Origin of the sequence: uncultured Rikenella sp., from assembly GCF_910577125.1 — a bacterium.
Lineage (GTDB): Bacteria > Bacteroidota > Bacteroidia > Bacteroidales > Rikenellaceae > Rikenella.
Genome location: NZ_CAJTMN010000067.1, coordinates 1 through 10,871 on the forward strand (window position 1 = coordinate 1; position 10,871 = coordinate 10,871).

Annotated in this window: 6 protein-coding genes and 1 tRNA gene; all 7 read right to left on the bottom strand. The window is 63.4% G+C overall.

What is annotated here, in order from left to right; genetic code table 11:
- Nucleotides 1-73 precede the first annotated feature (73 nt).
- Nucleotides 74-232 carry a hypothetical protein gene (locus QZ292_RS07505; RefSeq protein WP_294600087.1) on the bottom strand — a complete coding sequence of 53 codons (159 nt, stop codon included), beginning with the start codon at nt 230-232 and terminating at the stop codon, nt 74-76.
- Between the two features lie 264 nt (nt 233-496).
- A complete protein-coding gene (locus QZ292_RS07510; RefSeq protein WP_294600090.1) occupies nt 497-643 on the bottom strand; it encodes a hypothetical protein in 147 nt (48 codons plus the stop codon).
- Nucleotides 644-858: 215 nt separating this feature from the next.
- A tRNA-Thr gene (locus tag QZ292_RS07515) sits at nt 859-931 on the bottom strand.
- 93 nt (nt 932-1,024) lie between these two features.
- A complete protein-coding gene (locus QZ292_RS07520) occupies nt 1,025-1,849 on the bottom strand; it encodes a M48 family metallopeptidase (protein WP_294600093.1) in 825 nt (274 codons plus the stop codon).
- A gap of 91 nt (nt 1,850-1,940) precedes the next feature.
- A complete protein-coding gene (locus QZ292_RS07525) occupies nt 1,941-4,292 on the bottom strand; it encodes an FtsX-like permease family protein (RefSeq protein ID WP_294600096.1) in 2,352 nt (783 codons plus the stop codon).
- Nucleotides 4,293-4,404: 112 nt separating this feature from the next.
- Nucleotides 4,405-10,011 (bottom strand): MG2 domain-containing protein, encoded by a 5,607-nt coding sequence (locus tag QZ292_RS07530; protein ID WP_294600099.1) that lies wholly within the window; start codon nt 10,009-10,011, stop codon nt 4,405-4,407.
- A gap of 593 nt (nt 10,012-10,604) precedes the next feature.
- Nucleotides 10,605-10,871: hypothetical protein (locus QZ292_RS07535; RefSeq protein WP_294600103.1), on the bottom strand; the 267-nt coding region annotated here is incomplete at its 5' end.

A 10,871-nucleotide genomic window follows, 5' to 3' on the forward strand; every position in this document is an offset into this window, starting at 1 on the left:
AACCCTAACAAAACACCCTGTGGGTGCGTGGACGGGCGAAACTTACGTTTCGCTAAGGCAGTCTCTGCCCCGTTTATTCCGAGAGGCAACGCAACTGAAGACCGGGGGCCCGGTCCGGCGTGCTGCTGGGGTAGAGTGCCGTCGCGCTGAAGTACAAGTACATCCCACGGTAGTGGTCGCCCGAATCGTAGGACGTGGACGACCAACTGTACCCGTTGCGGCCGACGCTCATCAGATCGCCATCCGCGCGATCGCGGAAGCCCGGGGCGGGGTTGCTTTGTCCGCGCGCCTTGGGAAAATCTTATCAAAATGTGCCAGTACATTTTGACGATTTCCCTTTTAAGGCGTGGCGCGCGGTTGGCTTGAGGGTACTGCCCTTACGCCCGGCGGGACGGAGCGAAACTACGTTTCGCTAATACAGTCTCGGAAAATTTGGGGGTAGAGGCTGCCTTTGTTAGGGTAGACCCGGCTATTTCGGAGTGCCCGTCTGCACCGTTTATTCCGAGAGGCAACGCAACTGAAGACCGTGGGCACGGTAGCTCGCGTAACTGGGGCGAAGGCGCTGTGTGTAGAAGTACAAGACTATGCCGAGTGTATTGCTGACTGTCGATGAATAGCTGTACCCGTCGTATCCGACGCTCATCAGACTGCCTAATCGCCCATTGTTTCCTGCGTCGCGGTAGCCCGGGGCGGGTGAGCGCTCGATGGCTGCTCCGGCGGCAAGGGCTTCTGTCCGCACGCATGAGGTGTCGCTGCCGCCGAATGGAACAAAAATCTAATGCAACAAAAAAGGATGACCGCATGCACGCTGTCATCCTTCTAAGTTTGCTCGCCTCGACAATCCCTCCGCACGGGCTGAGCCACAAGCCAGGCTCGAACTGGCGACCTTTTCGTTACGAATGAAATGCTCTACCGACTGAGCTATTGTGGCCTTTCCGGGTGCAAAGATAAGAAACTTTCCTGAAGAAAAAAATGAAACCGTGCGGCTCGCCCCGAAAAAACGAGGCCGCACGGTTCGAGTGGCTTATTTCGCCTCTGCGAGCTCTTCGTCTACCGCTTCAGGGGCGGTCATCTCGGGACGTTCGAAACCGTCGGAGGTCGCTTTTTCGGACATCCGCTTGATGCGGTTGTCCAGGTCGGGGTGGGTCGAAAAGAGCTGCTGAACTTTGCTGGTCTTGTCGGCGCCCATCTCTTCCTGCATCTTTTTCAGCTTTTCGAACGAGAGGGCCATGGCCCACGGGTTTTCGCCGTGCTGTTTCAGAAAGTTGTAGCCGTATTCGTCGGCGGCGTATTCCTGTTTCTGAGAGAATTTGGACTGGGTTACCGCTTCGCCGAGGTCGCCGAGCTGGGAGTCGGAGAGCTTGGCGGCTGTTCCTCCCGCCGAGCTGATCCCGTCGCGCAGGGCGGAGGCCATCAGGGCGGTGCGGAATGCGTTCTTGCTGTCTTTGTTCATCACGTGGCCGATTTCGTGGCCGATGACGCCGAGGATCTCTTCGTCGGTCATGATCTGCATCAGTCCGGCGAAGACGCGGATGCTGCCGTCGGCGCAGGCGAAGGCGTTCACGTCGACAACCCGGTAGGCTTTGATGTTCAGCCCGTCGACGTTGATCTTTTCGGTGATCTTGGCCAGCCGGACGGCGAACGGGTCGTCTCCCTCGCAAATCGGATTGTGGGCGTCTAACCAGTCGATGTACTCTTTGACGTAGCTTTCCACCTGGGCGTCGGTCAGGGTGGCGGCTTGAACGGCTTTCACTCCGGCGCCGATGGCTTTATTGAGTTTGAACTGGGCCCGGGCGGTGCCGGCGGCGGCCAGTACAAGAACGGAAAGAAGGGTTGCGATTCTTTTCATGACGGTTGGTTGGTATTTTAAAATCGCACAAAATTAACGGGTCTGTCTTGATTTTACAACGCTTTTTATCGGGTTCGGCCGGCCGTGGAGGCTATTCCGACCGCAGGGAGCGCACGGGATTGGCGCGTGCCGCTTTCCAGCTCTGGATGCCGACGGTCAGCGTCACGACGAACAGCACCACTGCGCCGCCGATGAGGAAGTAACCGGGGTGGAGCGTAATCCGGTAGGGGTAGTTGCTCAGCCAGTCGCGCATGAGGTACCACGCCAGCGGAACGGCCACGACGAAGGCGATGCCGACGTAGATCAGGTAGCTGCGGATGAGCATGAATACGACCTCCAGGATCGTGGCGCCCTGTACTTTCCGGATGCCGATCTCTTTACGTCGCCGGGCGTTCGAGAAGACGATGAGGCCGAAGAGACCGAAGCAGGAGATCAGGATGGCCAGTACCGAGAAGAGGGTGAAAAGTACCAGAAAACGGGCTTCTGAGGAGTAGATCTGGGCCAGCATTTCGTCCAGCAGGTGGATGTACAGCGGGTCTTCGGCGTTGAATTTCCGGTAGATGGCTTCGATTTCGTTGAAAACGTGCCGGATGTCGCGTATCGAAGAGGCTTCGACGCGTACGTTGATGAGGCCTCCTTCGATCGGCTGGATATGGATGGCGAGGGGTTCGATCCCCTGTTTGAGCGGCTTGAAGTGGAAGTTGCGGCAGACGCCGTCTACTTTCGTGGTCGGGATGCTCGGGTCGTCGCCCGACTCTTCCTGAATGCGGAGCTGTTCGTAGTCGTCGACCTGGAAAGCGTTCATGGCCGATTCGTTCAGCACGATCCCCTCCACGCCGTCACGGAACTGAGGATTGCCCTGCACCATGTCGATGCCGAAGGTGGTGAAAAAGGCGCTGTCGACGGTCAGAAATTTACTCCATATCTTTTTCTTCTCTTCCTGATAACGGGCTTCGAGCGGGCCGCCGGAGTCGTAGTTCCCGACGACTCCGCCGGTCAGGCTGATGCTCTGCACGAACGGCAGCTGGCGCAGTTCGGAGAAGAAGGCCTGCCGGTGTTCGTAGATGCTCATGTCCATATTGATGAAGACGATCTGCTCTTTGTCGAAGCCGAGGTCTTTGGTCTGGAGGTGGCGCAGCTGGCCGTAGATCACCAGGGTGGAGATAATGACGCCGATCGAGGCGATGAGCTGGACGACGATCAGGGTCTTCCGGAAGACCAGCATGCCGTTGCCGCGCCCGGCGCGGTGGGTGTAGAGGGCGTCGATCGGGTCGAGCGAGCTGAGGTAGAAGGCCGGATAGCTCCCGGCGATAACGCCTACGACGAGTGTCAGTCCGGCCAGTATCCCCCACTGCCACCACTGGTTCATCAGGATGAGGGGATAGGGGAAACCGACAAGGCTGTTGAAGAAGGGCAGCAGCAGGTCGACCAGCACCACGGCGATGACCAGTGCGACGAAGGTCATGGCGATCGATTCGCCGAGCGAGCGTAGGATCAGGTGGCTGCGTGTCGCGCCGTTCACTTTGCGCAGGCCGATCTCTTTGGCGCGCAGGGTGCCCTGGGCGGTCGAGAGGTTGAAGAAGTTGACGATTCCGAGCAGCAGGATGATGATGCCGACCCAGATCATCGCCACGACTTGTTTGTGGTTACCGCCTTTGAATGCGGTGAAGAGGTCGGCGTAGTTGAAGTAGACGTCCGAAAGGGGGTAGCAGACGACGCGTTCGACTTCGTATCCCAGGTTGCCGTTCGCTTCGACGACCTGCTGCATCTTGGCGTTGACGGCCGCGATATCCGCCCCGGGACGCACTTTGCCGAAGATCTCGTATTGCCAACGGTCCCAAGACTCTCCTAACGTCGTGCCGTTATAGAGGACTTGCTTCGGGTTCAGGGGCAGCACGAGGGAGTACCGGATCGAGGAGTTGATCGGCACATCCTCCGTCACGGCGGTCACCACCCAGTCCGGCCGGTTCTGGATGACGACATTCTGGCCGATCGGATCCTCGTTGCCGAAGAGGGCTTTGGCCATCGATTCGGTCAGGACGACCGAGTTGGCGTCCGGCAGGGGGTTCTCGCGGTCGCCCCGGATGACGCGGAACGAGAAGACGCGGAAAAAGGCCGGATCGACTTGCAGGCTGCCGTCGTTGGTGAAGATGCCTTCGGTGGCTTCGGGCCGCCGGACCTCCAGATAGGGGCCCCGGCCGACGTTGCCGATGGCTTCGAAGTCGGGCACGCCGGCTTCGATCACCGGGGCTAGCGGGTAGGGACAGCCCCAGCCGCTGATTTTGTAGATCCGGTCGGCGTCCTGGTGGAACATGTTCATGGTCAGTTCGCGGGTGGCGTACATGCCGATGAACAGAACGGTGGTCAGGGCGAAGGCGAAGCCCACGATGTTCAGCCAGATGTAAAGCCGGTGGCGGCGGGGGAGTAGGGCGTTCAAGCGCATGGTATGGATCAAAAAAAGTGTTATGTCCGATATCTTCGAAAAGACACACAAACATAACACTTTTTCACGATTCGACCGATAATTGTCGAGGCCCGCTCTTCGGCAGGGGCGGTCAATCGACCGTCGCGACTGCCGAAGCGGTGTTCCCGGCTACCCGGCCGTCGTACATCGCTTCGCAGCGGATCGCCGGCAGGGTGTAGCGCCCTCGGTAGGTGGCGTTCAGGCGGGTGCGGACGGTCACGGAGGCGCCGCCGGCCAGCGAGGGCAGGTAGCTGTCGACCCGGTCGTCGCGCAGGTCGCGGTAGGTCACGCCGGCTGGCAGAGCGCTGCCGTCGGGACGGATCTCCCAGCCGGAGGCGACGGGTTCGCTCAGCATCAGGTGATCGACGGTCTCGGCGGTCAGGTTGCGGACGGTGACTTCTGCGACGAAGTCGGTGCCTTGCTTCAGGGTGGTCGCGTCGATCGGATTCCCTTTGCCGTCGGTGTAGCGGACGGTCACTTCGAGGCCGTTAGAAGCTGCTGCCACGTCGCGACCGGACGAAATCCCGGAGGCGGTGGCGCGGATGTAGAGCGTCCCTTTCGTCCGGTTGGTGACGGTGAGCTGGCCGGAGGCGGGGTCGGTCCATTCGCCGCTCCAGAACATCTTTTTCGAGTCGGAATCGACGCGGCCGCTGTGTCCGCCGGCGCTCCATTCGAAGTTCAGGGCCGACACCCGGCCGTTCCGGGCGGCGTATTCGCCCATGGCGAGCAGGCTCCAGGCGGTGGTCTGGGTGCTCATCCAGTCGTCGGAGGCGAGGGCGCGCGAAACGATTTGTGCCGTCTGGGCCGCTTCGGCGTGCATGCCCAGCAGGGTCTCGGCGAGCAGCTCGACGGCCCGGGCGCGGGCGGAGGATCCGTAGGTGAGGCGTTGCTGGGCAGATTGCGCCTCGGCGGAGGCGGCTGCGGCTGTGCGCGCTTCGGCGGCGACGGTGCGGCCGAGGTCGATGCGTCCCGTGGCGCCGTAGGCGGCGGCCAGCATCCAGCGGGCTTCAGGGGTCAGGTTGCCGTTCTGCCGCAGGCGGTTCATGGCGCCGGTCTCGGGCGAGCCGGAGAGGGCCAGCGCATAGAGCTGGTAGGCCTGGATCAGGTTGGCGCCGGGGTTCTGGGCGGAGTTCCACCGCACGGCGCTGCTCTTGACGGCGGCTTTGAGCCGGTCGTAGACGCCGGCGGGCATCGTATACCCCTTATGGCCGGCGACGGTCATGAAGTGCAGGGCGTAGGCGGAGCCCCAGGCGTCGGGCGATGCGGAGCCGGGCCAGTAGCCCATCGAACCGTCCGGAGTGGCGTAGGGTTTGTAGCGTTCCAACACGCTCTCGACTTTCGTCCGGGCGACGGTGCGCTCTTTCTCGGACAGGTCGGCCAGACCGGGCAGGTAGAGCAGCGGGAAGGCGCCGGAGGTGATCTGTTCGATGCAGCCGTAGGGGTAGGTGGAGAGGTATTCCATCCGCTGGGCGGCGTTGAGGGGCTGGACGGCCGAGACTTCGAGCATCAGGCGTTGCGTCCCCGGCATACCCGGCAGGGCGGCTGTCCCGCTCCAGCTCTTGCCGGCTTCGACGGTGTAGCTCCGGCCCGAGGAGACGGGCAGCGAGAGGGTGCGCACGGGGATGTCCATCCCGTAACGGCTCTGCCGGCCTCCGCCGCTGGCGGTGATCGCGATATGGCCGCCGGAGGTGCCGGTCGGAACGGCTTCGTTCACCCGCAGCCGGAAGAGGACGATCTTCTCGCCTTTGGCGCTCAGGGAGACGCTTTGTCGGGCCTCTCCCACGACGGTGAAGAGCGTTTTGTCGGCGGTCAGGGTGGCGGAGGCTTTCCCGATGCCGTCGCGGGTGGCGATCAGGGTGGCGGCCACGACGAACTCATCGCCCGGGGCGACGCTCCGCGGGGCGGTGCCGAGCACCATCAGCGGGGCGCGCACGGCTACCGACCGCTCGGCCGAACCCCAGGCGCCGTTGCCGTCGTCGGCATCCTGAGCGACGGCGACGGCCATCACCCGCACGCGGCCCATATAGGCCGGAAGCCGGATCTGATGGGTCGCCTGCCTGCCGGCTTTCAGTTCGAAGGTGCCCAGGTATCGCACGACGGGCGGGAAGCGGTTCACGGAGGCTTTCGGCGCGGAGGTCAGGGCGTCGTCGCCGCCGATGGCGAACATCTGTTCGATCCGTCCGCCGTAGGCGCCCAGCACGTCGTTATAAATATCCCAGGTCGATACCCCCAGGGCGACCCGGGCGTTGAATGCCTGCCACGGATCGGGGGTGCGGAACCGGGTCAGGTCGAGCAGCCCTTCGTCCACGACGGCCAGGGTGTAGGCGCAGGCGCGGCCCTGTTTTTCGGATACGGTGACGGTCATCTCTGACTCGGGGAGCACTTCGTCGGGGGCGCTGATGACGGGTTCGAGCCGGCTGGCGGCAGAGGCGGCCGACAGGGGGACGATGCCGTAGAGCCGGACGGGCAGGTCGTTCCCGACGCTGCCGTAGGGTTGCAGGAGGGTGACGTTCAGGTAGACGTTGGGCTGCATCTCGGGGGTCACTTCGAAGGTGAATTTCTCCTGCTTCCGGGTGCACTCGACGGGGAAGACTTGCAAAACGCGGGAGCCGTTCTCGACCGAGATGATGGCGCGCGACCCTTCGGTGGCCGGGAAGCTGACGGTGGCGCGATCGCCTACCCGGTAGGACTTCTTGTCGAGCGAGACGGCCAGCCGCATGGCGCCTTCGCCGTCGGTGCGGCGGTTGCCGTAGTCGGGCCAGTCGACGTAGAGCAGTGTCGCGGCTTCGTGGCCGCTCCGCAGGTCGCGGGCGGTCAGGTAGTAGGTGCCCCAGGAGTCTTTCGGGAAGGTGAGCTCGAAGGTGCCTTTCCCGCTGCGGGAGGTCTCGACGGTCTCGCGCCGGACGGGGCTCAGGCTGCGGTCGGAGACGTGGCGGGCCAGCTGATCCTGTTCGGAGCTCCACCACCAGTGCCATTCGACTTTGTAGAGGCATACTTCGATGCGCCGGTCGCCGGCGGGATGCCCGTCGGGATGGACGGTGGCGAGGTCGAAGGTGTAGTCCCGGTCGGTGTCGAGCCGGTCGTCGGCGCCTTTCGGCGGCCGGATCCCGACGTAGGTGTCGAAGGGGGAGTAGAGCATCGTCGTCCCGTCGATGCTCGCTTCGCCGGAGGGCTCGAACAGCCGGGTGGTGAAGTGGGCCTGCAGCAGGCCGCCGGCCTTCTCGCCGCCGTTCAGCACGGCGGTGATGCGGGCGTCTCCGGCGGCGTCGGTGGTGCCGGTGATCTCGGGGGCGTTCTCGGGACGGAACGAACGGTAGGGGTTGTCGAAAATGTAGCCTTTATAGTCCGGAAAACCGTTGCGGAGGGCGGTGAATTCGGTCTCGATGACGTAGCGCAGGTTGCCGGCCTGTGCGCCGGTGAGCCATTCGCCGTGGAGGGTGGCGTTCATGGGTTGGCCGCGCTGGATATATTTTTTCGGAAAGCGGAGGTCGATCCGGAGGCGGTTGGGTTTCACGGCTTCGATCCGCAGCCGCTTGCTGAAGCGGGCGCCGCCGACGCTCACGGCGGCCGACCAGACGCCGGTCGGGGCGTTCGGGGCGGTGGAGAGCACGAAGCTGTAGATGCCGCCTGTGGCCTGGGTGGCGACGCGTTTCTGGTAGAGCTGGCCCAGCGGGGAGCGCAGCTCGACGGTCACGGGATGTCCTTTGGGCAGCCGTGCGCCGGCGGTGGTGAAGTTCATGTAGATGGTGTCGCCGGGTCGCCAGACGCCGCGCTCGGTCCAGACGAAGCCTTTCAGCCCTTCCTGCACCTGTTCGCCGGAGACGTCGAAGGTCGAGGTCGAGAGTTCGGAGCCGGCGTTGACTTTCAGGTAGGTGCGTTGCTTGTCTTTCGAGATGACGGCGTAGTAGGGACGGCCGTTCTCGTAGCGGATCTGGGCGTGGCCGTCGCTGTCGGTGGTGCCGCTGCCGACGGGCTGGTTCTGGAAGTTGCGCAGTTCGATGCGGGCCTCTTTCACCGGTTCGGCGGTGGCGATGCTGTGCACTAAAAAGAGCATCTGCGGCTCGTCGGAGGCTTTGGCGATCGCGCCGAGGTCGGTCACGGAGAGGTTCCGCTGGGCGGTGCGGTTGAAGTAGTAGCTCGGAGAGCAGGGGTTGTTCCGCTCTTTCCATTCGTAGAGGTTCCAGTCGTAGTCGTCGCCGCTCCAGTAGTAGCCTCCCTGGTCGAACCGCTTTTTCATGGCGGTCAGCCGGGCTTCGTCGGCGAGGCGGGCGGTTTGCGGGGTCAGCCGCTCTTCGGGAGGTATGCAGGAGAGGGCGGCCATCGAGCGGTCGAAGGAGAGCGAGATGCGGTACAGGGCGCCGGGTTCGGGCTGGATCAGGTCGTCGAAGTCGAGCGAGTAGGTGGCCCAACGGTGCGATTCCTGACTGCCGTTCCGATCCAGAAAGAGGGTGCGCGAAGCCACCGGACGGGCGGTTCGCATGATGCTTCCGCCTTCGTTGTCGGAGAGGTCGTTTTCCTGGAGAAATTGCCCCATGGAGCTTTCGAGGATGCGGAAGATGTCGACCCGCACGGCGCGCAGGCCGACGGCCTGGAACGGTATGCCGCGTCCGGGCCGGTCGGTGGAGTTGCCGACGATCGCTTCGGAGGGGGGCAGCACGGTGCCGCGGCCGATGAAACGGACGGCGGGGTCGTGGCTCTCCAGTTCGACGGTGCGCCGGATCTCGCTGCCGAAGCGCTTGCCGTCGGCGGATTGCAAGGCGGGGTCGATGCACAGGGTGACTGCGGTGAGGTCGCTGCCGTGAGACGAGGGGAAAAGCAGGACTTTGTTCCCCTCTATGCGCCGTACGCAGGCGAGGCCGTCGAGCCAAACGAGGCCGTCGAGGTCTTGTTTCGGGTCGAGCTGTTGCGAGAAGCGTACTTCGATGTATTTTTCGGGGTGGGTCACGTATGCCACGGAGTGGAGCTCGAAGCTGCCGGAGGAGGGGATGGGTACGGAGAGTAACTCTTCTTTGTTGTATCCGGCTTTGGGGTCTCGGACGGTCAGGGTGAGGGCGGAGGAGATGAGACGGGGCTGGATGCCTGAGACGACGAAGCGGTGTTCGCGGCCGTCGGCGTTGTGCATCCAGTGGACGGTGCCGTGGCTGAGGCCGTCCCATGCGCTCATCCGGGTGATGCGGGCGGAGTCTTCGCAGTCGGCGGTGAAGAGGCTCCCTTCGATGGTATAGGTGTGGTCGTCTTCGACGATGAAGCTGCCGAGCTCGGCGGCGGCTGCGGCGGGCAGGGTGCGGAACGGGAATTCGAAATTCCCGGCGTCGGGTCGGCCGGGCAGCAGCCCTTTGAGGTCGAGCCGCACGGTGTAGGTCTCGCCGCGGCCGAATTCGGATTCGGGGGTGAAACGCAGTGTCCGGGGGTCGTCGGCGGCAATCTCCCAGCGGCCTTTGACTTTGGGCGAAAGGTCGATGTATTTTCCGAGTCGGGCTTCCCGCGAGACGGGTTCGACGAGGGTCACGGAGATGGCGTCCTGCCGCCCGACGGTGCCGGTGGTGAAGCTCTCGACGGCGGGGTTGTAGGCGATCTCGACGGGCGTAGTCCGGATGCTCTTTTCGAGGGCGACTTGCTTGCCGCCGCATGAGGAGAGGAGAAGGGCGATTCCGGCGGTGGTGCCGCAGAGTGTGAGGAGATGACGAATCGAATGCATATCGTAGGGTGTTTCTTGTCTGTGGTATTCGGTGCCTGTCCGGCGCCTGGCGTGTAGTGTGCGAGCAACGGGTCGGGCTGACACGGCTATTTGCCCACCGCGGGGCCGCGCGGACAAAGGGAGTTGGGTTGAGGCTGCCGCAGCGATGCGCAAGCATCGCTCCGTCCCGCCGGGGTCACCCGGACGCCGCCCGCGTAGGGCAGTTTCGTCCGGCTCGAAGCTCGACCGTCGCCCGCCCCGCTTAAAGAGGAATTTCACTCGTTTTGCGGTGAGCAAAATCGAGATGAAATTCCAGCGGGCGTAGGGTCGAGGCGGCCTATTTCGGAGTGTCCGGAGTCATCCGTTTATTCCGAGAGGCAACGCAACTGAAAACCGCGGGCGCGGCCGTCCGAGGTACTGGGATTGAGCGCCGTCGTGCTGACACCCAAGTACATGCCATTAGTACCGTTGGCCGTATAAGTCCAACTGAATCCGGCGTTGCCGATGTCCCTTGCTACGCCCTCCCAGCCCGTACGACCGTAGTCGCGGTAGCCCGGGGCGGGGTTTCCACCACCAGCCCGGGTTCGAAGTTCTCAATCAGTCGAGTCTTCCGTTTATTCCGAGAGGCAACGCAACTGAAGACCATAGGCGCGGCTGTTCGCGCTGCTGGGATAGAGGTGCGTCACGCTGAAATTCAAGTACATCCCGTTGCTGCTGCTCACCGACGATGAGTAGCTGAACCCGTTGCGGCCGACGCCCACCGGATCGCCCGAGCCTGCGTCGCGGTGGCCCGGGGCGGGGATTATGCGGGTCGGAGCCAGCGTGGCCAACAACGAGCACCGCGAAGTTGCAGGCCTACGCCGGGGGTGGCTCCGGCCCGC